15 protein-coding genes are annotated in these 26048 nt (G+C 63.4%); 9 read left to right on the top strand and 6 right to left on the bottom strand.

The window, feature by feature from the left end; translation table 11 throughout:
• Nucleotides 1-15: 15 nt before the first annotated feature.
• The 3 genes from AC6H4Z_RS10200 to AC6H4Z_RS10190 all read left to right on the top strand — a co-directional run bounded on the left by AC6H4Z_RS10200 (nt 16) and on the right by AC6H4Z_RS10190 (nt 5157).
• Complete coding sequence (locus AC6H4Z_RS10200; RefSeq protein WP_497546641.1) at nt 16-1185, top strand: efflux RND transporter periplasmic adaptor subunit; 1170 nt, start codon at nt 16-18, stop codon at nt 1183-1185.
• Between the two features lie 3 nt (nt 1186-1188).
• Nucleotides 1189-4719: an efflux RND transporter permease subunit gene (locus AC6H4Z_RS10195; protein ID WP_497546640.1), complete on the top strand. Its 3531-nt coding sequence runs from the start codon at nt 1189-1191 to the stop codon at nt 4717-4719.
• A 66-nt stretch (nt 4720-4785) separates the two neighbouring features.
• Entirely contained in the window at nt 4786-5157 is a 372-nt protein-coding gene (locus AC6H4Z_RS10190; RefSeq protein ID WP_497546639.1) for an SPW repeat protein, read from the top strand.
• Here AC6H4Z_RS10190 and AC6H4Z_RS10185 read toward each other — a convergent pair.
• Nucleotides 5154-6212 (bottom strand): PepSY-associated TM helix domain-containing protein, encoded by a 1059-nt coding sequence (locus AC6H4Z_RS10185; RefSeq protein ID WP_497546638.1) that lies wholly within the window; start codon nt 6210-6212, stop codon nt 5154-5156. The two genes, AC6H4Z_RS10190 and AC6H4Z_RS10185, sit on opposite strands and share 4 nt — an antisense overlap.
• Before the next feature lie 273 nt (nt 6213-6485).
• Here AC6H4Z_RS10185 and AC6H4Z_RS10180 point away from each other — a divergent pair, with 273 nt between their 5' ends.
• A complete protein-coding gene (locus tag AC6H4Z_RS10180) occupies nt 6486-9953 on the top strand; it encodes a WD40/YVTN/BNR-like repeat-containing protein (RefSeq protein WP_497546637.1) in 3468 nt (1155 codons plus the stop codon).
• Between the two features lie 91 nt (nt 9954-10044).
• On the opposite strand, the gene AC6H4Z_RS10175 is transcribed toward AC6H4Z_RS10180, so the two are convergent.
• Nucleotides 10045-13143, bottom strand: a complete 3099-nt coding sequence (locus tag AC6H4Z_RS10175; protein WP_497546636.1) for a hypothetical protein — start codon at nt 13141-13143, stop codon at nt 10045-10047.
• A 157-nt stretch (nt 13144-13300) separates the two neighbouring features.
• On the opposite strand from AC6H4Z_RS10175, the gene AC6H4Z_RS10170 reads away from it, so the two are divergent.
• From AC6H4Z_RS10170 to AC6H4Z_RS10150, 5 genes are all read left to right on the top strand, one after another.
• Nucleotides 13301-16648 (top strand): WD40/YVTN/BNR-like repeat-containing protein, encoded by a 3348-nt coding sequence (locus AC6H4Z_RS10170; RefSeq protein ID WP_497546635.1) that lies wholly within the window; start codon nt 13301-13303, stop codon nt 16646-16648.
• Between the two features lie 51 nt (nt 16649-16699).
• Nucleotides 16700-19900 carry a VPS10 domain-containing protein gene (locus tag AC6H4Z_RS10165; RefSeq protein WP_497546634.1) on the top strand — a complete coding sequence of 1067 codons (3201 nt, stop codon included), beginning with the start codon at nt 16700-16702 and terminating at the stop codon, nt 19898-19900.
• Between the two features lie 73 nt (nt 19901-19973).
• On the top strand, nt 19974-20519 hold the full coding sequence (locus tag AC6H4Z_RS10160; RefSeq protein ID WP_497546633.1) for an RNA polymerase sigma factor: 546 nt from the start codon (nt 19974-19976) through the stop codon (nt 20517-20519).
• Nucleotides 20512-21099 carry a hypothetical protein gene (locus tag AC6H4Z_RS10155; protein ID WP_497546632.1) on the top strand — a complete coding sequence of 196 codons (588 nt, stop codon included), beginning with the start codon at nt 20512-20514 and terminating at the stop codon, nt 21097-21099. The genes AC6H4Z_RS10160 and AC6H4Z_RS10155 overlap by 8 nt, the downstream gene beginning before the upstream one ends.
• Nucleotides 21100-21151: 52 nt before the next feature.
• On the top strand, nt 21152-22876 hold the full coding sequence (locus AC6H4Z_RS10150) for a serine hydrolase (RefSeq protein WP_497546631.1): 1725 nt from the start codon (nt 21152-21154) through the stop codon (nt 22874-22876).
• A gap of 12 nt (nt 22877-22888) precedes the next feature.
• Here AC6H4Z_RS10150 and AC6H4Z_RS10145 read toward each other — a convergent pair whose 3' ends face one another.
• The 4 genes from AC6H4Z_RS10145 to AC6H4Z_RS10130 all read right to left on the bottom strand — a co-directional run bounded on the left by AC6H4Z_RS10145 (nt 22889) and on the right by AC6H4Z_RS10130 (nt 25994).
• Nucleotides 22889-23752, bottom strand: a complete 864-nt coding sequence (locus tag AC6H4Z_RS10145; protein WP_497546630.1) for a class I SAM-dependent methyltransferase — start codon at nt 23750-23752, stop codon at nt 22889-22891.
• Nucleotides 23727-24470: a class I SAM-dependent methyltransferase gene (locus tag AC6H4Z_RS10140; protein ID WP_497546629.1), complete on the bottom strand. Its 744-nt coding sequence runs from the start codon at nt 24468-24470 to the stop codon at nt 23727-23729. Before AC6H4Z_RS10140 ends, AC6H4Z_RS10145 begins: the two co-directional genes overlap by 26 nt.
• A complete protein-coding gene (locus AC6H4Z_RS10135; RefSeq protein WP_497546628.1) occupies nt 24460-24903 on the bottom strand; it encodes a MarR family winged helix-turn-helix transcriptional regulator in 444 nt (147 codons plus the stop codon). Before AC6H4Z_RS10135 ends, AC6H4Z_RS10140 begins: the two co-directional genes overlap by 11 nt.
• A 98-nt stretch (nt 24904-25001) precedes the next feature.
• Nucleotides 25002-25994 carry an aldo/keto reductase gene (locus AC6H4Z_RS10130; protein ID WP_497546627.1) on the bottom strand — a complete coding sequence of 331 codons (993 nt, stop codon included), beginning with the start codon at nt 25992-25994 and terminating at the stop codon, nt 25002-25004.
• Between the last annotated feature and the right edge of the window lie 54 nt (nt 25995-26048).

Raw genomic sequence — 26048 nt, 5'->3', positions numbered from 1 at the left:
GCGATGTTCTGTTCGATGCCATCACCTCGTATTAGCGCGCTTCTCGCGCATGCATTGCTTTCATTCTCGATCGGCTGTCGTCACGCGTCTGGCGCCGACGCAGCTGGTGCCGACTCCTCTACCGTGGCGCGCGTTGCCGGAGACAGCGTCTTTCTCGCGGCGAACAGCCCGCAGGCCGCGACGCTCCTCGCCGGACCGGTCGCCGCGGACACGACTCGCACAGTCACCTTGAACGGTCGTGTTGTCTGGAACGAGGACGCGACAGCTCGCGTGTTCTCACCGTTCGCCGGACGCATCGTTCGCTTGGCGGCCAATGTTGGAGAGTCGGTGCGCTCGAGCGCGGAGCTGGCGGCGATTGCCTCCCCTGATTTTGGACAGGCTCAGGCCGACGCGCGGCGATCGGCGACGGATCTGTCGCTCGCCGATCGTACGCTAGTTCGGCAGCGCGACCTCCTCGTTCACGGCGTCGTCGCGCAGAAAGACGTCGAAGCGGCCGAGGCGGACGTCGAGCGCGCTCGCGCGGAGGATCAGCGAGCACGCGCGCGCCTCGCGCTCTACGGCGCGGATTCGAGTTCCGCCATGCAGGTCTTCGCCCTGCGGTCGCCGTTCGGCGGGATCGTCGTCGAGCGCAATGCAACGCTCGGCCAAGAAGTTCGACCTGACCAAATGCTCGCCAACGCGCCGCAGCTATTCGCGCCGCTATTTGTCGTGACCGACCCGACGAAGCTCTGGGTGCTGCTCGATGTTCCCGAACGCGACACGCGCTTCGTGCATCCAGGGCTGCCAATCACGCTGCGTACTCGGTCCCTCGCCGAGCAGACCTTTCATGGAACGATCACGCTGACGTCAGGCGCCATCGATCCCACCTCGCGGACGATGAAGGTGCGTGCCGTGATCGATAATCCGAGCGGCGTTTTACGGGCGGAGATGCTCGTCACTGTCGATGTCGCAATGCCGACCGCGGTCGGTTTGGCCGTGCCGGAGTCGGCCGTCATGCTCGAGGGCGATCGCCATATCGTGTTCGTCGAGCGCGAGCGGGGACGCTACGTGCGACGTGAAGTGCGCGTGGGTTCGGCCCACAACGGCGTGGTGCCGGTGCTCGACGGGCTGACTGCCGGCGACCGGGTGGTCACCACCGCTCCGCTTCTGCTGGAGCAACTCTTTCAAAGCGCGCCGCGCTCATAATCTGTGATTCGCCGAGTCGTTTCGTTCGCGCTCAATCAACCGTTGTTTGTTGCGCTCCTCGCTGTGCTGTTCATCGGCGGTGGAATCATCGCGTTCGTGAAACTGCCGATCGAGGCGTTCCCTGACGTTTCCGACATTCAGGTGAACGTAGTCTCGCTCTACCCGGGTCGCGCCGCCGAAGAAGTCGAGAAGCAAGTGACGATTCCGGTCGAGATCGCGCTGTCCGGACTACCGCACAATGTGCGCATGTTCTCGCATACGCAGTTCGGTCTCTCGTTCGTCGTGCTGACGTTCGACGACAATGTCACGGACTATTTCGCCCGCCAACAGATTCTCGAGCGTCTGCAATCGGCCGATCTTCCCGCCGGCGTGACGCCGCAACTCGCGCCGCTGTCGACGCCGATCGGTGAGCTCTATCGCTATCGGCTTCGCGGCGATCATCTCAGCCCGACCCACCTCCGCACACTCCAGGACTGGACGGTCTCACGCTATCTGCGAATGACGCCAGGTGTTGCTGACGTCGTTACCATGGGCGGCTTGGTCAAGCAATACGAGGTCAATCCGGACCCGGCCAAGATGCGGTACTACGACATCTCTCTGCAGCAACTTGCCACGGCGCTCGGGAGAGGCAACGCCAATGCGGGCGGCAGCTACGTGGAGCAAGGGACGCAGCAGTACTTGGTGCGCGGCATCGGCTTGCTTCGGTCGGCGGACGACATTGGGAAAGTGGTCGTCACGTCGCGAGGCACGACGCCAGTGCTCGTCGAAGATGTGGCGCGGGTGACCGTCGGCGCCGTACCGCGCCAAGGGGTTGTCGGGCAGGACGGCGATGACGACGTCGTCACCGGTATCGTGCTGATGCGCAAGGGCGAGAATCCGTCGACCGTCCTCGAAGCGCTCAAGGCACGAGTCGCTGAGCTCAACACGACTGTGCTTCCGAAGGGCGTGCGACTCGAACCGTTCTACGATCGCACGTGGCTGATTCAGACAACACTCAAGACGGTCTTCAAGAACCTCTTCGAGGGTGCGCTGCTCGTGACCGCGGTGCTCCTGCTGTTCCTCGGCAACATCCGCGCGGCCGCAATCGTCGCGTTGATCATTCCGTTGTCGTTGCTCGCGACGTTCATTGGGCTCACCTGGCGTGGCATCCCGGCCAATCTGCTGTCGCTCGGCGCCATGGACTTCGGGATCATCGTTGACGGTGCCGTGATCGTCGTCGAAAACGTCTTTCGGCGATTGTCGGAACTTCCAAGCAAAGCGGACGCCGCGCTGGCGAAGCGAACGATCCTCGATGCGACGGTGGACGTCGGCCGGCCGACGTTCTTCTCGTTGCTCATCATCATCGCGGCGAACATTCCGATCTTCACGCTCCAACGCCACGAAGGCCGGATCTTCGCGCCGATGGCGTGGACCGTGACGTCGGCGTTGATCGGCTCGCTGATCATGTCGCTCACGCTGGTCCCCCTTCTCTGCTACGTCATGCTGCGGGGGCCACTCCCGCACGAAGAGAACGCCGTCGTCCGCGCGTGCAAACGGATCTATGAACCGGTGCTCCGCTGGGCGGTTCGTTTTCCGACGCGAGTGCTCGCCGCTGCGGTCCTCGCCCTCGTTGTGAGCTTCGCGCTCGCGCCGCGACTCGGCACTGAGTTTCTGCCCGAGCTGAACGAAGGAACGATCTGGATCAACCTGAACCTGCCGCCGGGAATCTCAGTGCCCGAGACAATGGCGTTGCTGGCCAAAGCGCGCGCGCGGCTCGCGACCGTTCCCGAAGTCACGACGACCGTGTCGAAGGCGGGACGCCCGGAGGATGGCACTGATCCCAAGCCAATCAACATGGTGGAAATTTTCGTGGGGCTAAAGCCGGCATCGCAGTGGCGAAAGGGTGTCCGCCGAGAGCAGATATTGAATGAGATGGACGCTGCCCTCGCCGTCCTTCCGGGCATCGAAGTCAGCTTCTCTCAACCGATTCGCGACAACGTCCTGGAGAGCATCTCGCAGATCGACGGCCAGGTCGTCATCAAGATCTTTGGCGACGAACCTGACGCGTTGCATGCCGCCGCACAGCAAGTGCTCGGTGAGGTGACCAAGGTTCGCGGTGTCTCGCGCGCGTTCGTCGATCGTGCCGGCGAAGTGCCGCAGGCGCGCCTCGAGATCGACCATGGCGCTGCAGCGCGGTATGGCTTGAGTGTCGGAGACATCGAGGATCAGATCGAGCTCGCGCTTGGCGGCCGATCGGTGACCGACCTCTGGGAAGGCGAGAAGCATTTCGCCGTCGTCCCACGGTTGGCCGCGGCCGACCGCGAACTCGCGAAGCTCGATCGTATCATGATCGACACCCCGACGGGCTCTCGCGTTCCGCTCGCCGACTTGGCGCGCTTCTCCGTCGGGAGCGGAAGCATGAACATCAGCCGAGAGAATGGGCGAAAGGTTGTGGCGATCGGCGTGTTCATCGCGGGGCGCGACATGGGCAGCGTCGTCAAGGACATGCAGGGACGCGTATCGAAGCTGAATATCGCGCCGGGTACGAGCGTCACGTGGAGCGGCGAGTTCGAGAATCAACAGCGGGCGATGACGCGCTTGATGTTCATCGTCCCCGTCAGCGTCTTCCTCATTTTCGTTTTGCTCTTCAGCGCGTTCCAGTCGGTGAAGAACACGCTGCTGATTCTGCTCAACGTGCCCTTCGCCATGATCGGCGGAATCGTCGCGCTGCTCATCACCGGCATTCCCCTCAGCGTGTCGGCGGCAATCGGCTTCATCGCGCTGTTCGGACAATCAGTGCTGAATGGCGTCGTCATGATCTCGGTGTTCAATCAACTACTCGAGGCGGGGCATGATCCCGAACAGGCTGTGATCGAAGGCGCGCTCCTGCGCATGCGGACCGTGCTGATGACGACACTCCTTGCCATGCTCGGGTTGCTGCCGATGGCGCTTTCACACGGGATCGGTTCAGAGACTCAGAAACCGTTGGCCGTCGTGATCATTGGCGGACTGGTAACTGGAACGCTTCTCGTGTTGGTCGTGCTGCCGGCGCTGTTCCTTGCGATCACCAAACGCGTTCAATCAGGTCGCCCGTCCATACCTCGCGCGGCGATCGCCGCGATGTTGTTGCCGTTGCTCTTCACTCGGTGCAGTCGAGTGCAATCGATGTCGCTCGTCGGATTCCAGCATCCACCCGTCCTCGTCGGCGAATGGGTGGACACGGCGAAGTCCACCGCCGCGGACACGTCGCTGTGGGTACTCCGGGCCGATGGCTATGACGGCAATGCGCATCTTCGCACCGTCGACGGAAGCACCGAGTGGAAACGGACCGACCGTCGCTACGCCACGTGGTACTTTCGCGGCGATATGGCCGACAGCGCACATCGTCAGATCTGTTATGGAAATCGAATCGGCCGGCGCGCGCCAACGTGTGTCGCGTTTTCCGTCGACACACTCAACGACAGCAACGGTGCCCGAGTCCGGCTGATGTTGTACAGCTATCAGGGTGAGCACAGCACCTCGAATCGAGAATTACTTCAGCGCGTCGCACGGTGACATCGGGGCGCAGGGCATGCTTTTCGCCGTTTTCCCTGGTGCAAGTTCATTGGCAGGGAGTCCGTAATGACGAGCGCGACGCATCCACCGCAGTTCCAGCCCGCGCGCGAGCATCGCATCAAGCTCGCGACCGGTGTGATCTTTCTTGCTGGCGCCTACATGCTCATCACGTCGTTCGTGGCGGCCCACAATGCTGCCGGGCGCATCAGCGGCTGCGGACTCGGGTTGGCCGTCATGGTATTGTCGTCGCTGATCTACGGCGATGCCTTACGTCCGCAGGCCAATTGGGTGAACGCGCTGATCGGTCTGTGGTTCATCGCCTCGCCATGGATCCTGCGCTTCTCGGACAGCCAGGCTTGGACACTGAACGCGGTTATCGTCGGCGCGGTTATCGTGCTGTCTAGCGTCGGGAGCGGCGCGGTGAACCGAGGGCGCTAGGCGCGGCGACGGCCACGGCGCGCGTTCCACCACATCAGCGTCCCCGTCAGCACCTGTGCGGCCATGACCAAGCTCGCCAGCATCCACAGTGCCTCGGTTGGTTTACCGAGCACGTCGCCGGTGTGCAATGAGCGTTTGAGGTTGTCGATCCTCGCGCCCAAGCGTGCATCGTGCGTGCTCACCACTCCCAGGACTTCGCCTGTGTATCGGTTCAGAAACACACGGCTGCGGCCACCCGGCGTGCGATCGTCGGGGAAGCGCATTCCAATGGTCACAGGATTCTTCGCACTGCCCATCGAGAGACTCCTGATCGTCGCTCCCGGGAGCGTGCGGTGTGCCACCGCAGCAACGCTGTCGAACGACAGACGCGGCGCATTCGCCGGGCCGGGTGGTTGCGGCGCGATGTGCGGCGCCGGAACGGCGCCGAGCGATTTTACGAGGTTTGCGAGAGCGTCGTAGTGAATCAGAAGCCCGCTCGACGTGATCACGATGAGAATCAGCGAGGCGGCGATCCCGAGGACATGGTGCAGGTCGAAGTTGATGCGCTTCCAGCTCGCGGTCGTGCGAACGCGAATCAGCTTGTCCGGCCACCAGAGAAAGATGCCGGTGATCAGGAGAAAAAGCGCGACGGCAGTCGCCACGCCGACGATCGAACGACCGACCGAGCCGGCGACGAGTTCAACGTGGAACACATGCAGGCGCCGCGCGAACGTCGCTTGCGATTGCGCAGAGGTGCGCGTCCCCGTGATGCGACCGCTGTAGGGATCGACGAAGACAGTGAGTGGGCCGACGCCCATCGTCCACGCCTGATCCGACGCACTCGTCACGCTCAACGAGGCGACATGTCCGCCGGCGACGGAAGCCTCGACTCGCGCGACGAGTGTGTCCAGTGGCAGCGTCACTGCGCCGGGAGTCACGCGCCATAGCGACGGGTTGAGGACGCGATCGATCGCTCCCTCGAACACGAGCGCGGCGCCGCTCAGCGCGGTCGCCAGCAGAACTGCGCCCACGATGAGCGCGAGCCAGCGGTGAGTAAGGATCAGAGTCTTGCGCACGAAATTCGGGAATCGAAGCGGCGGGAGAAGGAGCGGCTGCGGGTAAGCTCGCGCCGGCCGGCGTGCGATGGACGGCGACCAAGCAAACTATGCACGACCGGTGGTGCGGGTCATTCCCCCACTGGTTGTACGCACCAATACAGCACGCGCGCTGATCTCATACGAGCCTCGCGACCTCTCGCCGCCAGAGTTGTCGTGTGTCTCGCCGGAATCGACGGGAGGCATTACAATTTTGCCCCTCTGTAGTTCTACCGAGACAGGCCAGGAGGGGTGATGTCCGTAGTTCGTCGGCTTGGGTTGGCCTTCATCGCGACGTCGACACTAGGCGCACAGGCGCCCGTCGCGCAGCAATTCGAGAAACTGCATTTCCGGTCGATTGGACCTGCGATCATGTCGGGGCGCATCGCCGACTTTGCAGTCTACGAGAAAAATCCCGCCGTGTGGTACGTCGGCACCGCACATGGCGGCGTCTGGAAGACGACGAGCAACGGCGCGCTGCTCACGCCGATCTTCGAGCAGATCGGGTTGATGTCGATCGGCGACGTCACGATGTCGCAGACCAATCCCGACGTTGTGTGGGTCGGTACCGGCGAGTCGAACAATCGTCAGAGCACGTCATGGGGCGACGGCGTCTACAAGTCGACTGACGGCGGCAAAACGTTCCAGAAGATGGGACTCGCGGACTCGAAGCACATCAATCGCATCCTCATCGATCCGGCGAACGACAACAACGTCATCGTCGCCGCGACAGGGCCGCTCTTCGGTCCGGGGGGCGATCGCGGCATCTACAAAACGACCGATGGCGGCGCGAATTGGAAGCGCGTGCTCTTCGTCGACGACGAGACCGGCGCGAACGATCTCGCCATGTCGCCGAATGATCCGAAGACGATCTTCGCCTCGACGTACCAACGACGTCGCTCGGAATGCTGCATGAACGGCGGCGGACCAGGCAGCGGCATCTGGAAATCCACCGACGGTGGTGACACATGGACGCGTCTCGCCGGAGGGGGTTTGCCGACTGGCCAGCTCGGGCGGATCGGACTCGATGTGTATCGCAAGGACGCACGCATCATCTACGCGTCGATCGAAGGACCGACCGCGGGTCGTGGTGGCGACAATGCGGATAGTCCTGATTCGACTGGCGCCGCGGCGGCATCAACGGCGGCCACGCCTCCTGCAGGCGGTCGCGGCGGCGGTCGCGGCGCGGGACGCGGTGGTGGCAGAGGCGCGGGCGGCGCGGCTGACGCGAGCGTCACGGGGCTCTATCGCTCCGACGATGCCGGCTCGACGTGGCAGAAGATCTCGACCAACAATCCGCGTCCGATGTACTTCAGCCAGGTGCGTATCGATCCCAACGATCCTAACAAGGTCTATCAAGGCGGCGTGAAGATGTCGGTCACGCCCGATGCCGGGAAGTCCATCGAGACGTCGGCGAACACAGTCGCGCACGACGACACGCACGCAATCTGGATCGATCCGGCAAACTCCGATCATCTGCTCATCGGCGGCGACGGCGGCGTTTACCAATCGTACGACGGCTCCAAGACGTGGGTGTTCCAGAACAATTTGCCAGTCGGTCTCTTCTATCACGTCAACTACGACAACGCGACACCATTCGGCATGTGCGGCGGGATGCAGGACAACTACGACTGGTGCGGTCCGAGCCGCTCGCGACAACAACAGGGCATCTTCAATCACGAGTGGTTCCAGGTTGAGGGCGGCGATGGGTTCGTCGCCCTGCCCGATCGCCGCGACACGCGCTTCGTCTACAGCGAGTCGCAGGACGGCAACATGATTCGCCGGAACAAGGTGACCGGCGAATCGAAAAGCATTCGTCCGACACCGCAGAACGTTGCGGGGGCGAAGGCCGGGGAGACGTATCGCTTCCACTGGGATACGCCGATGATCCTGTCGCCCAACGATCCGGGTACGCTCATCGCGGCGGGCAACAAGGTATTCGTGTCGCACGACCGTGGCGATACGTGGGCCGCGATCAGCCCCGATCTCACCAAGCAAGCGAATCGCGATACCATCGTCACGATGGGACTCAAGGGCTCGGACATTCATATCTCACGCGACGACGGCATGTCGCAGTGGCCGACGATCGTCGCGTTGGCCGAGTCGCCGAAGCAGAAAGGCGTGTATTGGGCGGGCACCGAGGACGGCAACGTCCAAGTATCGCGCGACGGAAAGATCTGGACGAACGTGACGAAGAACATCCCGGGTTTCCCAGCGGGCAATGCCTTCGTGAGCGAGGTCGTGCCATCGGCGTTCGATGCGGCCACTGTGTACGTGACCGTCGACAACCATCGCGAGAACGACTACGCGCCGTACATGTGGGTGAGCACGGACTACGGACAGACATTTCGATCAATCGTCGGCAATCTCACCGGCGAGAATGTCCGTACGCTCACGGAAGATCAGCGCAATCGCGACGTACTATATATCGGCACCGAGAGCGGCATCTTCCTATCGCTCGACCGCGGGAAGTCGTGGCAACGTCTCAAGGCGAACTTTCCGAATGTTCGAGTGGACGAGATCACGCTCCATCCGCGCGACAACGCCATGCTAGTGGCGACGCACGGACGCGCGATATGGGTTCTCGACCACCTCGAACCGATTCAAGAATACTCATCCGCGCAGGCGGCCGGCGGCGACGTGAAGCTCTTCACGCCAGGGCCCGCGCTCGAGTGGAAGACCAAAGACGATCGCAACGACGAATTCTGGGGCCACGCGTACTTCATCGGCGAGAATCCACCGACGGACGCGGTGATCCAGTACGACATGAAGCGCACCGTGCCTGGCCTGAGGCTCCGCATCAGCGACGCAGCGGGACACATCGTGCGCGAGCTCGACGTTCCGAACGCCAAGAATCAGCCGGGAATTCAGACGATCTGCTGGGATATGCGAGGTGAGGGAATCACCGCGGCGAGCGACTCAGCCGCGGCCGGCGCGGCGGGCGGCGGACGCGGAGGTCGTGGCGGTGGTGGTGGTCGTGGCGGCGCGCCGGCGATCGCAGGTGTCTCACAACCTGTCCCGACGCCGATCAATGGTAGCAATCCCTGCGCGATCGACGGAGCGCCTGGCGCCGGTGGTCGCGGCGGTGGTGCGGGCGGGGGCGCCGCAGGCGGACCGGGAGGCTACGCCATGCCCGGGGTATACGCCGTGGCGCTCGTGAGCAACGGCAAGGTACTCGACTCGAAGCCGCTCAGACTCGTGATGGACCCCGACGTGAAGTTCGCCGCCGGCGAACACGAGAAGTACAACGCGGTCATCGCCGACCTCGGCGCGCTGCAGTCTCGCGGGCTCAAAATGCAGACGGCGCTCAACGCGATGTATCCGATGGTGAACGCGCTGCGCGACTCGGTCGCCGCGAAGAGCGACGTCCCAGCGAATGTGAAGACGCAGGTGGAAACGTTCATCAAAGACTTCGACGTCGTGAGAAAGAAGTTCGGCGTTCCGCTGCCGGCTCCGGGCGCCGGTCGAGGTGGTGGCGGTGGGCGCGGCGGTGGTGGCGTCGATCCGGAAAACGTCTACGGCCGCACGGCGGCGCTTCGAACGGCACTCGTCGGCATCTGGGAGATGCCGAGTTCGTCGCTGTCACAACAGTACAGCGAGGTGAAGGTGGCGCTGCCGAAAGCGGTGAGCGACGCGAACGCCCTGCTGGTTCGCGCAGGCACACTATCGCAAACGCTCAAGCGGAATGGCGTGACCTTCAATCCACCGCCGGTTCCTAAGTAAGAGTGTCATTCCGGGAAAAGCGAAGGACTCCGGTGCGTCGAGAATGCTTCGACGCACCGGAGTCCTTTGTCGCTTCTCTAGAGCCCAGAAGCTACGGCTGCACGCCGAGCACTCTGTTCACCCTCGCCTCCAGAGCGTCCAGTTCCTTGCGCAACACCACGGCACGGTCGATCGCATCCTGCCCGACGCGCTGATCGACACGCGTCGTTTCACCGGCGAGATACGTGATTTGCGTCTGCAGCCCGGGCTGCCCGTAGCGAATCCCCTCGCCGACTCCGAACATCGTCACACCGAGGTCGCGCACATCCTTCAGGTTCGCGGCGTTCGATTTCTCGGCGCCCGTGCGGGCCGTGCGAATACGCGTCGCAACGCGGTTCGTCTCGTTCACCATCTCGCGCAGCTTCACATTGTGCGCGTACTGCGCCGCGAGGTCCGCCGCCGTCAAATGGTTCGCGACGAGACGAGGATCCATCGTAAGAGTGAGGCCCTGAGTGTCGCTCTTGCTGTTCGCGGTCAACCGAACCTGGTAATTGCCTGGCGGCAACATCAGTCCGTTCGCGTCATTGAAGTCCCAGATCAGGCGATTCATTCCCGCATTTGTCGTGAGACGAACCGGGGGCGGCCCGCCGCGTCCGCGTCCGCCACCCGCATTCTCCTCATCGTCGGGAGCAGCAACGGGAGCGTCCGCGGGAGCAGCGGGACGCACGGGCGCCTCGCTCGAGAAGCTGCGCATCGTTTTGCCGTTCGCGTCGAGAATCGCGATCGTCACTGGTGAAGTCGGCACCGACGCGAGGTAATAATTGATCGTCGCGCCATACTGCGGGAACTCCGGTTGGCCTGGAGCCGCACCGCGTCCAGCACCACGCCCACCGCCGATTCGCGCGCGAATCGCGTCGCGAGGCTTGAACAGCGTCACGCCGCTCGACGCGGTCTGCGCTGTGAGCTGGGCGAGCGGAGTGACGTCGTCCATGATGTAAAACGACCGACCCTGCGTCGCGACAATTAGATCTTTCTGATGACGCTTGATATCGGTGATCGGCACCGTCGGCATATTCTGGTCGAAATGCTGCCAGTGCGTGCCGTTGTCGAAGGAAATGAACATGCCGAACTCGGTGCCGGCATAGAGTAACCCTTCGCGATCGGGATCCTCACGCACGACACGCGTCGGCCAGTCCATAGGAATGCCATTCTTTCCATCAGTCAGCCGCTTCCACGTCGTCCCGTAGTCGTCCGTCTTGTAGATGTACGGCTGGTAATCACCCAACAAATAGCGATACACCGCGAAGTACGCCGAGCCTTTGCGGTGTGGCGACGTCTCGATGTACTGCACGCGTCCGCCCTTCGGCAGGTCTTTCGGCGTGACATTCTTCCAGGTCTTGCCGTCGTCGCGCGAGAGATAGAACGGCCCGTCGTTCGCACCCGTCCAGATGACACCCTTCTCGAGCTTGGACTCACTGATCGCGTAGAGCGTCGAGTAGAACTCTTCGCCGGTGACGTCGCGCGTGATCGGGTCGCCTGAACCGAGCTGCGACTCGCCGGGAGGATTTGCCGTCAGATCAGGAGAGATCTTCTGCCAGTGCACGCCGCCATCCTTCGAGCGGTGCACATACTGCGAGCCGTAGTAGACCACGCTCGAGTCGAAGAGCGACGTCTCCATCGGCGCGACGCGCTGGAAACGCAGGATAAGATCTTTCGCATCGTTGCCATACAGCGACTGGCTGCCGATCCAATAGCTCTGCTCCGTGCGCGTGTTCATGAACATGCGGCCGAACTGGCCTTTGCACGCGCCGTAGACGACTTGAGAATTCTTCGGATGCGGAATGATCGGGCCGGTCTCGCAACCTGGGCCATCCTCGAACGGAGCGGACTGGCCGGGGAGCGGGAAGCTGGGCACGATCACTGTCGACGCGTCCTGCTGGGCGCCGTACAGACGATAGGGGAACTGGTCGTCCATCCACACGCCGTAGATCTCGGCGGTCGGTTGATTGTTCTGGGTTGACCAGGTTTTTCCGCCGTCGAACGACACGTTCGCGCCGCCATCGTTCGACTGGATCATCGTCTGCCCGTTGGTCGGGCTGATCCAGATATCGTGATTGTCGGTGTGCGGCGTCGGCATGACGCGCACCGTCGCGCCGCCGTCAGTACTCTTGTAGAACGTCTCCGCGCCAACGTACACCACGTCCTGATTCGTGGGATCGGCGCCGATCGTGGTGTAGTAGAACGGACGCGCGATCATGCCCGGCGTCGAGTTCATGAGCTTCCATGACTCGCCCTGATCGTCAGAGCGGTAGAGACCACCACCGGGCTTCGCTTCGACGAGCGCGTACACGCGATTGGGATTCGCCGCGGTGACGGCGAGGTTTCCCTTCCCGACGAGATTCGTCGGCAGACCGTTGGTGATCTTCGTGAAGTGTTCGCCGCCGTCGGTGCTCTTGAAGAACGAGCCGTTGAGCGCATCCGCCGCGCCGCTGATGATCGTCCACGGCTTGCGCTGGCCTCGCCACATCCATGCGTAAACAATGTCCGGATTCGCGGGATTGATCTCGACGTCCGACGAGCCGACGCTGTCGCTCATGAACAGCACGTTCTTCCAGGTCTTGCCGCCGTCGATCGTCTTGAAAACGCCCCGCTCGTGGTTCGGCGAGAACGCGTCGCCGTTCGCGGCGACCCAGACGATGTTCGGATTCTTTGGGTGAATGCGCAGCGCGCCGATCTGGCCGGAGTTGTAGAGGCCCGCGAAGCTCCACGTGTTGCCGGCATCGATCGACTTGTAGACGCCGCGGCCCGTCGAGACGTTCGACCGAATGTCGTCGGAACCGGTGCCGAGGTAGATGATGTTCGGATCGGAATCCGAGACATCGACCGAACCCGTCGACGCAACCGGCACCTTGCCGTCGGTAATGGGAATCCAGCTCGCGCCGGCATCAGTGGTTTTGAATAGCCCGCCGCTGGCGACGCCCATATAGAACGTGCGTGGCTGCGACGGCACGCCAGTCACTGTCGTGACACGTCCCCCCCGCGGTGGACCCACGTTGCGATAGCGAAGCCCGTGGAGGAGCATCGTGTCGACTGAGGCCATCATCGGCTTTGAAGTCGCGGCGGTGCGCGTCTGCGCAGAAACGGGCGCAGTCAGTGCGGCCAGACCAAGGCTCGCAGCACCGAGCAGGATCGCGGAAGGACGAGCGGACATCATTCTCCTCATATCGGAAACCGGACGAGCGTGATTTGTCATAATTTGCGCGGTCAATCCTTGCCCTGTCGACCTGAAACGTCTACTTCACGACGGAAGTTCGTCGACGCCGGCGAACCTTACAGCCAGACTACAGCGCCAGGGAAAGGTAGCAATCGTGTCGAGACACCTGTTCCATCTTGCGGTTTCCGCCGCAGTCGCCGTGACGCCGCTCGCGACGCCGCTCCTGACGGCAGGCTCGCAGACGACTGAGCCAAGCACCGCCATGCACTGGCGACAGATCGGACCGACGCGGGCCGGTCGAGCCCGCGCCGTCTCTGGTGCGGCGTCGCAGCCGAATGTGGCCTACGCCGGCTTCGACAACGGCGGGGTCTGGCGCTCGACCGACTACGGCGCGAACTGGGAGTCGCTGTTCGATAAGGAGGCGACGGGGTCCATTGGCGCTATTGCCGTGGCGCCGTCCGACCCCAACGTCATCTACGTTGGCACTGGCGCGGGCATTATTCGCCCAGACCTCGCCACCGGCGACGGCATGTACAAGTCGACCGACGGCGGCAAGACGTGGACACATCTTGGTCTGCGCCAAAGCCAAATGATCGCCCACATCGACGTCGACCCCACGAACGCCAATCGGCTGTTCGTTGCGGTTTTGGGTCACCCGTACGGGCCGAACCCAGAGCGCGGCATCTTCCGTTCGACGGACGGCGGAACGACGTTCGAGAAAGTACTCTTTAAAGATAACTATACGAGCGGCAACGACGTTCGTATCGATCCGAGCAATCCTAACACGGTGTATGCGGCGCTCTGGGAGCAGCAGCAGGCGTACATTGAAGGCGTTGGCTTTGGCGGGGCTGGCGACGGCAGCGGCAACGGGATCTTCAAGTCCACCGACGGCGGCACCACGTGGAAGCCCATCAACCAGGGGCTGCCCGGCGTCATTCAGGCGAACATCGCCATCGCGGCGAGCAACCCGCGCGTGCTGTACGCGATGGTCGCGGGCATCGCCCCGGCGAGCGGCGGACGCGGCGCGGGTCGCGGTGGTGCGCCGGCCGGCGGCGGCGTCGGCTTCTATAAGTCGAGTGACGCGGGCGAGCACTGGGCGCTCGCCGCAGACGCAGCGAGCGGCGGCCGCGGTGGCCAGCCGCGTGTGACCGATCAACGCCCGCTCGTTCGCATCGGCGGCGGTGACCTTCCGACGATCACCGTCGACCCGAAGAACGAGAACGTCGTGTACAGCTGCTCGACCGTGTTCTGGCGAACAGAGGATGGTGGGCAGACGTGGTCGGCGGTACGCGGCGCACCGGGCGGCGACGACTATCAGAAAACGTGGATCAACCCCAATAACACGAACATCATCATCGTCGTAGCGGATCAGGGCGCGGTCGTGTCGGGCAATCGCGGCAAGAGCTGGAGCAACTGGTACACGCAGCCGACCGCCGCGATGTACCACGTCTCGACCGACAACAGCTTCCCCTATCGCGTCTGCGGCGGGCAGCAAGACTCGGGGTCGGCATGTGTAGACAGCCGGTCGATGGACGGCGAGATCACCTTCCATGATTGGCATCCGGTGAACATCCAGGAATACGGCGTCGCCGCGCCGGATCCGAAGAATCCCGACCTGGTGTTCGGCAGCCAGCGCACGAACGTGTCGCTCTATGATCGTCGCACGGGCCAGACGAGCACCCTCGGTCCGAGCACCGAGCAGCGCGGTACCGAGTTCGGACGCAACGTGCGCACGATGCCGATCCTGTGGTCGCCGGTCGATCCGCGCGTGCTGTTCTACGCGTCGAACGTCGTGTGGAAGACGACCGATCAGGCGCACAGCTGGACGCGCATCAGCCCCGATCTCACGCGCAAGACGTGGGACGTGCCGGCGACGGTCGGCAAGTACGCGTCACAGGTGACGCCGGCACCGCAGGGTTCGATCACGGCGCTCTCCGCGTCATCGCGCGATGTCAAAGTGCTGTGGGCCGGCACTGACGACGGCAACATCCAGACGACGATGGACGGCGGCACGACATGGAAGAACGTGACGCCGCCAACGATCAAAGCGTGGACGCGCATCTTCAACATCGACGCTGGTCACTTCGATACGCAGACCGCGTACGCCGCCGCGAATACCTTCCGTCTCGATGATCTCAATCCGCACTTCTTTCGCACGCACGACGGCGGCAAGACGTGGACGGAAATCGACAACGGCATCGCCGGCGGCAACGTCGCGAACACGATTCGTGAAGATCCGCGGCAGAAAGGACTACTCTACGCCGGCACGGATAATCAGGTGTGGGTGTCGTACGACGACGGCGATCACTGGCACTCGCTTCGTCTCGACATGCCGGCGATCTCCGTGCGCGACCTGCAACTCAAGGACGACAGCACCTGCCAGTGCTCGGATCTCATCGCGGGCACGCACGGTCGCGGCTTCTATATTCTCGACGACGTCACGCCGCTGCGTGCCGCAGCAGCGATCGCCGCTGCGCAGAATTCCCGGTCGGCGTATCTCGTGAAGCCGGCTGTCGGGTTGCGCGTCCGGTTCGCGACGAACGATCCGACACCGTGGCCGCCCGAGGTCCCCGCCGGCGAGAATCCGCCGCCGTATGCGTTGATCGACTATTTCCTTCCGGCGACGACAAGCGGGCCGGTAAAGCTCGACATCCTGAGTGGAAGCAAGGTCGTTCGGTCATACTCGAGCGACGATCTGCTCGTTCGCGGGACCGATCCAGCCGCTGATTCGGCAAAGTACAACACGCTCTGCCAACAGAACCCGTCGCTGGCCGATTGCGGACTTCCACTCTATTGGCCCGCGCCCGCGCTGACGCTGGGAACGACGGGCGGGATGCATCGGTTCAACTGGGATTTGCGGTTCGATCCGATCGGCGAAGAGACCGGTGGTCGCGGTGGCGGTGGCGGCGCCGGCGGAGCGGTTCCGCATCGCACCTACGCCGCGATCAACGCGCCGTGGGCGCCACCAGGCACTTACACGGTGCGTCTCACCGTGGACGGCAAGTCGTACACGCAGCCAATCGTAGTGAAGCTCGACCCACGTGTGAAAACGCCGGCGGTTGCGCTCACGCAGCTCTTCGCGTTGACACGCACGTTGTATGACGACGCCGTCAACACCCACGCCGCGGCGCTAGCGGCGCGTGGGTTGGTCGCGAAGCTGGGAGGTGTGACCGGTAACGACGCCGCCATGTTCAAAGCGGAGATTGATTCGCTCGCTCCTGCCGCGCCGGTAGGCGGCGGACGTCGCGGTCGCGGCGGCGCAGGCGGTGCGCCGAACAACGCGCCGCCTTCGCTCGACGCGGCGAGCACCAGCGCGCTTGGCGCCGCAATGGCAATGCAAAGTGCCGACGTCGCGCCGACGGCGACGCAAGTCGCCACAGCCAACCAGGCGCACGCAACGGCGACAGCCGTCCTCGCGCATTGGAATCGTCTACGAACGACTGGGCTGAGCGCGTTGAACGCAAAACTCAAGGCCGCCGGCCAGTCGCCCGTGCAGCCGTAATCGCGCAAATTTCTTTTCTCGCGTAAGCCAATCGGTTTTTCGGAGATCTTCATGTCGCTGTTTTCCCGCCGACTCGCGCTTTCGGCGTCAGTCGCGTTTGTCGGTATCACGAGCATCGTCGGCATTGTTCACACTGCCGCTGCGCCCCCCGTCCCTACCCCGCCGGTCGACTCCGCGATCTGGAGCTCGTACAAGTGGCGCAACGTGGGTCCGCCGCGTGGCGGTCGCTCCATCGCCGTGAGCGGCGCGAAGGGCCGCCCCAAGGAAGCGTACTTCGGCGCCGTCGGTGGCGGCCTTTGGAAGACGACCGACAACGGCACGACGTGGGCGTCGGTCACCGACGGACAGATCACGAGCGCGTCGGTCGGTGCGGTCGCTGTGTCGGAGTCGAATCCCGACATCGTCTTCATCGGGACCGGCGAGTCGTGTATTCGCGGCAACATCATGCCCGGCGACGGTGTGTACAAGTCGACCGATGCGGGCAAGACATGGAGGCATGTCGGGTTCAAGAACTCCGATGCGATCGCGAAGGTCCGCATCCACCCAACCGATCCGAACATCGTTTTCGTCGCCGACTTCGGGAAATACAGCGTCAACAGCGAGGAGCGCGGCGTCTACAAATCGACTGACGGCGGCACGACGTGGCGAAAGGTGCTCGATCGTGGCCCGGCAACGGGCGCCGTCGACATCGAGATCGACGAAACGAATCCCAACATCATGTACGCGGCAATGTGGGAGGCGTATCGCAAAGAGTACCAGATGTCGAGCGGCGGCCCGGGTAGTGGACTGTTCAAATCCACGGATGGTGGCGAACACTGGACGGAGATTACGCGCAGTCCCGGAATGCCCACGGGTCTCGTTGGCAAGATCGGCATCGCACTCACGGCGGCGAATCCCAATCGTGTCTACGCGCTGATCGAGAACGAGCCGGGCGGCGGTCTGTATCGCTCGGAAGACGGTGGCGCGAACTGGGCGTTCATCAGCGGCGACCACGAGATCCGTCAGCGCGCTTTCTACTTTACTCATATCGTCGGCGACCCGAAGAACGCCGACCTCCTCTACGCGCTCAACGTCTCGGCCTACAAATCGACCGACGGCGGTAAGACGATCACCGCTGTGCGCGGCTCGCATAGCGATAACCATGACATGTGGGTCGACCCGGACAACACGCAGCACCTCGTGCTGGCCAACGACGGCGGCGGCGCGGTGTCGAACGACGGCGGCCAGAACTGGTCGCCAGAGGAATATTCGACCGCGCAGCTGTACCATGTCGTCGCGACCGCACACATCCCGTACGATCTCTGCGGCGCACAGCAGGATGACGGCACGATCTGCGTGCACGTTCCTCAAGTCGGCGGTGGCTTTGGCGGGCGCGGAGGCGGCGGAGGTGGCGGGCGTGGCGGCGCTGCCCCGCTGACCCTTGCCGACACCTATGGCGCCGGCGGCTCTGAGGATGGGTACATCGCGACCGATCCCACCAACCCTGACGTCTTCTTCGCCGGCGGCAACAACGGCTCGTTCCTCACCCGTCTCAACCGCCGCACAGGCGAACAGCGGGAGGTAAACCCGTATCCGCGCGAATTCTCTGGCGAAGAATCAGCAATCTTGAAAGAGCGCTGGCAGTGGACGTACCCGATCATCTTTTCGCCGGTCAACCCGAAGATCCTCTATACGGGATCGCAGCATCTCTGGTCGACGACGAACGGCGGCCAAAGCTGGAATCAGCTCAGCCCTGATCTAACGCGTCACGATCCGGCGACGATGGGCCCGTCGGGCGGTCCGATCACGCACGATATGAACGGACCAGAGGTGTACGGCGTGATCTTCACGATCGCGCCGTCGAAGAAGACGACAAACGTCATCTGGACTGGATCGGATGATGGCTTGATCTACGTCACTCGCACGGCGGGCAAGACGTGGACGAATGTCACGCCGAAGAACATGCCGGACTTCGGACGCGTCAGCGTCATGGACGCCTCGGCCTTCGATTCAGCGACCGCGTACGCTGCGGTGAAGCGTCCGCTGCTCGACGATCAGTCGCCGTACATCTTCCGCACGCACGATTTCGGCAAGACGTGGACGAAGATCGTCACCGGCATTCGCGCGAATGACTACGTGCACGCCGTGCGTGAGGACCCCAAGCGCAAAGGCCTGCTCTACGCGGCAACGCAGCACGGCATGTACATCTCGTACGATGACGGCGACCACTGGGACTCGATGTCCCTCAATCTGCCAGACGTGCCGATCGCCGACATCGAGGTCGAGGATCACGACATCGCGATCGCGTCGCATGGCCGCGGCTTCTATGTGCTGGACAACATCGAGCCGCTGCGGCAGTACAAACCGGCGATGGTCGCCGAACATGACGTCGTGCTGTTCACACCCGCGGTGGCGATTCGCTCCGGCACGCCCGCGACGGTGCAGTACTGGCTCAAGCACCCAGTGAACAACATTCGCATCGACATCCTCGACGCGCGGGGCCAACTCGTACGCAGCCTTCCGGACACCGCTGCCGCCGGCGGGCGTGGCGGCGCCGGCGGAGGGGGTGGGGGTGGAGGTGGCCGCGGCGGCGCGCCGCAGGGCCCGGCGAAGACCGCAGGCCTCAACTCGTTCACGTGGGACGGTCGCTACACGAATGCAGTGACCTTTCCGGGAATGATTCTCTGGGGTGCTACGACGAATGGCCCGCTCGCCGCGCCAGGCAAGTACACCGTGCGCTTTACGGCCGACGGCAAGACGACCACGGCGCCGCTGATCATGAAGCGTCACCCGCTGCACGAAGCGACCGACGCCGATCTCGTGGCGCAGACGACGCTCGCGCTGCAAATCCGCGATAAGGTCACGGAAGCAAACAACGCGGTCATTCAAATTCGCGCTCTCAAGAAGCAGATCGGCGACCGGCTCACGAAGTCGCAGGATACGACGCTCAAGACGACCGGCGACCGGTTGAGCGCAAGCTTGAGTGGTGTCGAAGAGGAGTTGTATCAGGTGCGCAACGCCGCAGGCGAAGACCCGCTAAACTTCCCCATCAAGACAAACAACCGCCTGGCGTCGTTGCTGCGCGTCGTCACGTCGGGCGACGGCAAGCCGATCGCGAATGCCGATCCAATCTTCACGGATCTCAAGCTCGAGCTGAAGACTGAGATGGATCACCTTCAGAAGGTGCTGAACGTCGATCTGCATACGTTCAACGGGCTTCTCGTGAAGCTTGGTCTTGATCCGGTCGTCGCTGGGAAGCCGGTGGTGTTCTGAACCATCAACGCTCGGCCAGCCTTCACACTGGACCGCTGTAAGACCCGGGGTGATCCGGCGACTATCTAGGTAGATGTCACCGGAGACCCCCGAGGAGCTCGGGCGTACACACGCCCTCTATGACGACGCCGCCGCACAATTCGGCGGCGCGATCGACCGACTGGTGCGGTCGTATGAGCGCGACCCCGAGCGCCGGCGCGATCTTCGCCAGGAAATCCACCTCGCACTCTGGCGCAGCCTCGCCCGGTTCGATGGTCGCTGCTCGCTTCGTACGTGGACCTTTCGTGTCGCGCACAACGTCGGCGCCACGTTCATCCTTCGGCACCGCCGCGCCAGGACCTCGACGCTGGTTAGTCTCGAGGAGCTGGACGACATCCCGGAGCCGCATCCCGCCGAAGACGCGCTCGATCGAGGCCTGCTGCTACAGCGTCTCTATTCCCTGATCGAGCAACTGACGCCCGGCGATCGCGAACTCGTGCTGCTCTATCTCGAAGGCTTCGACGCCGCGGCGATCGCCGAAGTCACGGGGCTCTCAGCGTCGAATGTCGCCACGAAGATTCACCGGATAAAGCGCGTGATCGCGCGCCGCGCTCGCGCGGCGGAGGTGCCCGATGACTGAACAGAATGACGTCGACGAGGTCGTCGCCGCGTGGCGCGAGCAGCCTGCCGAGCCACAGGCCTTTAGCGCGACCGAGATTCGGCGCGCCGCGAAGCGAATCGGGGGCGAAGCGCGGACCGCTGTCGGCGCGATGGCGGCGGCCGTCGTAGTTACGATCGGGACGTGGGGCGTCCTCGCAGCGTTGGCTGAGAACCAATTGATGCGCGTTGGAGCGGTTGTCACCGCCCTCGCGTACGTATGGAACGCCGGTCTCGCCATTCATCGGCATCGACGGTTGGCGGCGGCATCGCTCAGCGTATCGGAGCTAGCCTCGATCGAGTATTACCGAGTCCTCCGCGAAATCGATCGTCGCGCCCGGCTCGCCGGCGGCGGATGGCCGGCCTATATCGGATTGATCGTTCCACCGATGATCTATTTCGCCGGTGCCGCTGTCGCAGAGCCCGCCTCCCGGGCAATCATCGCTGGCATGGCAGTCGTATACGCGGGGTTTCACGTGGCCGTCATCTCGTGGGGACGCCGGAACGCGATTGCGACGTACGACGAAATGGAGCGATTCAGAGAATCGCGCGGACGGCTGTAAGAGAAATCGAAACCCGGCGACTGTCTCTCGGAATCCCATTCCGGAGATGATGATGCGGTCCGTTCTTCACTCACTCATTTTGCTGTGCGCGGCACACCGGCTTCTCGCGCAGCAACCGAAGTCGACACTTCTTCCCTGTGCTCCGGGGACGTGGCAAGGCACGCTCGATGTCGGCGGAATGCATGCGCGACTTGGCCTTCGGATCAAGCGTGATTCCGCCGGCGCGCCCATCGCGTCGATCACCAACCTCGACGCCGGCAACCTCCGGCTGCCAGCGACCTGCGCGACGCACGGCGATACGGTCGTCGTCTCCTGGGCGGGGGGCCAAGCCGTATATACCGCGGTGATGACTCCCGCTCGTGACTCGCTTTATGGATTGCTTAAAGACCCGAGCGCGGCGACCCCACTGCGATTGGCGCGCGTCACGGAACTCTCATCGGGCACAGCGCTCCCATACCCGACGCGCCTGGCCTCCGACTCGGTGATCCGGGCGATCCTGGCCAAGCGAATCGACCAGCAGAAGCGAAGCGTCGGAATGGTCGTCGGGGTCATCGATTCCAGCGGGCGTCGTATCGTGACATACGGACACCGCGCGAAGGGAGACGACGCGCCGCTCGATGGCAGTTCGCTGTTCGAGATCGGATCCGTGACGAAGGTTTTTACCTCGCTCGTCCTCGCGGACATGGTTCGTCGCGGCGAGGTCGCGCTGAGCGATCCCGTTGCGAAGTACTTACCTGCCGGCACCAAAGTACCCGAGCGTGCGGGGCGCCAGATTACGCTGCTCGACCTCGCCACCCACACGTCGGGCCTCCCGCGCGATCCCACCAATCTCGCCCCCAAGGACCCGAGCAATCCGTTCGCCGACTACACCACGGCGAATCTCTACCAGTTCTTGGCGACTTACACGTTGACGCGGGATGTCGGCGCGAAATACGAGTACTCGAATGTTGGTTTCGGGTTGCTTGGCGAAGCGCTCGCGCGTCGCGCCGGCACGGACTATGAGTCGCTTGTCCGATCGCGCGTGCTCGATCCACTCGGCATGCGCAATACGAACATCACAGTGCCATTGAACGCCCAAGGACGTCTGACCGTCGGCCACGACGCCGGCCTCGAGCCCGCGCCGTATTTCCGTCTTCCAGCATTGCTCGGCGCCGGCGGTATATACTCGGGCGCGAACGATATGTTGACGTTCCTCGCCGCGAACATTGGGAATGTCACGTCGCCGCTCTCCGCAGCGATGAGCGACATGCTCACCGTTCGCCGTCCCAGCGGAACACCGAACCTGGACATTGCGCTCGGCTGGCACGTGTCTACGCCGACCGGCCACGAGATCATCTGGCACAATGGTGGCACGACCGGGTTTCGCGCGTTTGTCGGCTTCGATCGTGCGCGACGCGTCGGCGTCATCGTGCTGTCAAACGCGTCTGTAGTCGAGGGAGGCGACGACATCGGACTCTATCTCCTTCAGGGCGGCGGACCGCTGTATGATCGCGCCCCGCTTGCCGAAATTCGCGTCTCGCCGACCGTGCTCGACGCGTATGTTGGCCGCTACGCCCTCACGCCGAAGATCGCGATAGAAGTTTCACGCGACAGCGAACGTTTCTACGTTCAGCTAACGGGGCAGCAAAAGCTCGAAGCGTTCGCGTCGTCGTCGCGCGATTTCTTCCTGAAGGCGGTGGACGCGCAGATCACTTTCGAGGTGAACGAGCAGGGTCGCGCGACAGCCCTCGTGCTGCACCAGAACGGGAGCGATAGGAGGGCGAAACGAATCGAGTGAATGCGCTGCGGCTCACACCGCAGCGCTCACCACCGACGGATACGGCGGCGATTGCAGGTCATCGGTCCTGTCAGCGAAGTAGCGGGGACTCGCATCGGCCGCTGTCAGATGATACGTATTCGATAATCCCAATGACAGGAGCTTCTGGTCGAGCTCCTCGACGTCGAAATACGAAAGCCATGGCTCGCCCATGGCCGCCGCTATCTCGGCCGGCGACGGTCCGTCGGCGGGGTCGCGCTTGGCGCGCTCCCGGCGCGCATACGTGAAGACGATCTCGCTGCCCCGTCCGAACGCAGCCACCGTGTTCAAAACGGCATCGATCGCCGCCTCCGTGAGATACATCGTGACGCCGAGCCAGGAAAAGAACGTCGGTGCGGCGAGGTCGACGCCACCGGCAATCAAGCCATCGCGCAGCGTGGTCGTCTCGAAATTGATCGCCGCGTACCGCACGTTGATTGGCACGCCGATTCCGGCGGCGGCAAGTCGCTGCCGCTTGTCTTCCTGACTCGCGAGGTGATCGACTTCGAAAATGCGGATCGACTTCGCCCAATCAGGTTGGCGGTACGCGAACGTGTCGCCCCCGGCCCCGAGGATGACGTACTGCGTCACGCCTCGCTTCGCCGCTTCGGCCAAACGGTCTTCCGCGAACCGGCTCCTCAGTACGACGTGCGCTCGAAGCTCGCGAGACAAGCGCACCTGAGGTGTGCCCGCGACCGCGCGTATCTGTTCGATCGCCGCTGGGCCCACCAGCCGGAGCACCGTTGGGTCATTCAGAATCTTCGGTTCGCCATCGAGCACCATGTGGGCCGCGCGCATCATCGCGACCCCGAGGGCAGTTCTGCTTCCTTCTCTAGCCAACCGACGAGCCTCCACCATTTGGCGCCGCGTCAACCTCTTCGTGGCCCGAGCGGGGATTTGTGCCGACCACACAGAGCCATCCCTTCGCCTCGTTCTCGAATGTCTGAACGTCGGCGAAGCCCGCGGCTTCGACGAAGGCACGATGTGCATCGCGCGTGAGATACTTTGCTTTGATTGAAGCCATTAGCCGACGCTGGCCCCTTGGCGCGCCCGGGCGGTCGTACGCTTCGGCAACGATCAACAGTCGCCCCCCCGGCGCAAGAACGCGGCGAACCTCGCCAGCGTCGTGCTCGAGGTCGGGCCAGTAGTAGTGAGTCTCGATCGCAGTGGCGAGATCGAACGTCGCATCGGCGAAGGGAAGCTTTGATACCGACGCAAGCTGAATGTCGACGCGTTTCTCCGCGATGAGCGCCGCATTGAGCGAACGCGATGTATCGACACACGTGGCGGAATAGTCCACGCCCTGCACTGTGCCGAGTGGTGCGAGTTGGGCGAGCGTGTGGATCGTTTGCCCACCGCCGCAGCCAACGTCGAGACTCGTCGCGTTGGGTGCGATCGTCACCTGACTCAGCGCCCAACGCGTCAACGCCGCATGCGAGCGATTCATCCTCTTCACGATGAGCACGCCGGCTGGTCCCCACGGCTTGCGGTACTGACGAGTTCCGGTGATACCGAAGGCAAAGTCGAGGATCACCGGCAGTACGGCCGCGGCCGCAACGACAATGCTAGTCTGCATCGCCCCGCGCCGCCCGCGCAATCTCAACGATCTCGGCGAGTTGCACTGACATCCGATTCCACTCCGACCGCCCGAAGCGGGCGACGAAGTCTTCTTGAGCCGACGTCCAGTGAGGAAGCGCTCGCGCGATGCGCTGACGCCCTTTCGCGGTCAGTGCGACGACCTTCGCGCGACCGCGACCGGCATTGATGGTGACGAGGCCATCACGTTCGAGCGGCTCGAGCGCGCGATAGAGCGATGTGCGCTCGAACACCTGATCGTTCGCCAACTCGCTCAGCGGGACGGGCGCGTCGTATCGCTCGACGGCGCGCAGCAGCGAAAACTGGGTGCTCGTGAGCCCGACGACCGCGAGATGCTGGTCGTAGACTCGGCTGATCGAGCGCGTGGCGCGGCGAAGCGTTCCCGCAACGCACGTGGCGGTGGCTGATTGCACTGGGCGTCCTCATTGATGTGTATGCATCATAATGATGCGTACACATCAATGCTGGCACAAGAGCACACCGGGCCTGCTCGACGGACTGACGAGGTGAGCTATCCGTTGGTGAGCTTCAGAAACGACTCCGGCAGCCGCTCCCCCTGCACCGGAATCTTCGAGGCTGCATCCTCGATCTCGCGCAGGTCGTGGGCTGTGAGCTCGATGTTCATCGCGCCGAGGTTCTCCTCGAGGCGATGCAGCTTCGTGGTGCCGGGAATCGGCACGATCCACGGCTTCTGAGCGAGCAGCCACGCGAGTGCGATCTGTGTGGGCGTGGCGTGTTTCTCGTCCGCCACGCGCTTGAGCAGATCGACAACCGCCATGTTGGCTGCGCGAGCGTCTTCGGCGAAGCGCGGCGAGATGTTTCGGAAGTCGTTCGCTGTGAACTTCGTGGTGGAGTCGATCTTCCCAGTGAGGAATCCGGCGCCCAGCGGAGTAAACGCTACGAAGCCGATCCCCAGGTCTTCGCACGTCGCCAGTACATCGTTCCGCTCAGGGTCTCTCGTCCAAACCGAGTATTCACTCTGGACCGCGGCGATCGGCTGAACAGCGTGAGCACGACGGATCGTCGGCGCACTCGCCTCCGATAGGCCGAAGAACCGGACCTTCCCCTCGTGTATCAGCTCCTTCACCGTGCCCGCAACGTCCTCGATGGGCACATTCGGATCGACGCGGTGCTGGAAGAGGATATCGATGGCGTCGACATTCAGCCGACGCAGCGAGGCATCGGCCACCTTCCGGATGTGCTCGGGCCGCGAATCGAGGCCGTAGCGCGAACCGTCGGGATTGATGCCGAAGCCGAATTTCGTGGCGATGGTGACTTGCTCGCGAAACGGAGCGACCGCCTCGCCGAGCAGTTCTTCATTCGTGAAGGGACCATACGCTTCGGCGGTATCGAAGAGGGTCACGCCGCGCGTGATGGCGGCGCGGATGATCGCAATCGCATCCTGCCGATCGGTGGGCAGCCCGTACGCCGAGCTCAGACCCATCGAGCCGTAGCCGATGGCGGACACCTGCGGGCCGACACGACCTAGCTGGCGTAGCTTCATAGCTCCCCTACCCTGATTTCAGATCGAAAGAATCACCCCGTGCCAACGGAAGCT

The organism is Leucogemmata humicola, assembly GCF_055379415.1.
Note: the sequence above shows the minus strand (reverse complement) of the source record. Positions and strands in the feature narration are given on the sequence as shown.

What these genes read in the sequence shown, in the direction of transcription:
- AC6H4Z_RS10200 (WP_497546641.1), top strand. Translation starts at nt 16, where the DNA reads ATGCCATCACCTCGTATTAGCGCGCTTCTCGCGCATGCATTGCTTTCA.
- AC6H4Z_RS10190 (WP_497546639.1), top strand. Translation starts at nt 4,786, where the DNA reads ATGACGAGCGCGACGCATCCACCGCAGTTCCAGCCCGCGCGCGAGCAT.
- AC6H4Z_RS10180 (WP_497546637.1), top strand. Translation starts at nt 6,486, where the DNA reads ATGTCCGTAGTTCGTCGGCTTGGGTTGGCCTTCATCGCGACGTCGACA.
- AC6H4Z_RS10175 (WP_497546636.1), bottom strand. Translation starts at nt 13,143, where the DNA reads ATGTCCGCTCGTCCTTCCGCGATCCTGCTCGGTGCTGCGAGCCTTGGT.
- AC6H4Z_RS10165 (WP_497546634.1), top strand. Translation starts at nt 16,700, where the DNA reads ATGTCGCTGTTTTCCCGCCGACTCGCGCTTTCGGCGTCAGTCGCGTTT.
- AC6H4Z_RS10160 (WP_497546633.1), top strand. Translation starts at nt 19,974, where the DNA reads ATGTCACCGGAGACCCCCGAGGAGCTCGGGCGTACACACGCCCTCTAT.
- AC6H4Z_RS10155 (WP_497546632.1), top strand. Translation starts at nt 20,512, where the DNA reads ATGACTGAACAGAATGACGTCGACGAGGTCGTCGCCGCGTGGCGCGAG.
- AC6H4Z_RS10150 (WP_497546631.1), top strand. Translation starts at nt 21,152, where the DNA reads ATGCGGTCCGTTCTTCACTCACTCATTTTGCTGTGCGCGGCACACCGG.
- AC6H4Z_RS10145 (WP_497546630.1), bottom strand. Translation starts at nt 23,752, where the DNA reads ATGGTGGAGGCTCGTCGGTTGGCTAGAGAAGGAAGCAGAACTGCCCTC.
- AC6H4Z_RS10140 (WP_497546629.1), bottom strand. Translation starts at nt 24,470, where the DNA reads ATGCAGACTAGCATTGTCGTTGCGGCCGCGGCCGTACTGCCGGTGATC.
- AC6H4Z_RS10130 (WP_497546627.1), bottom strand. Translation starts at nt 25,994, where the DNA reads ATGAAGCTACGCCAGCTAGGTCGTGTCGGCCCGCAGGTGTCCGCCATC.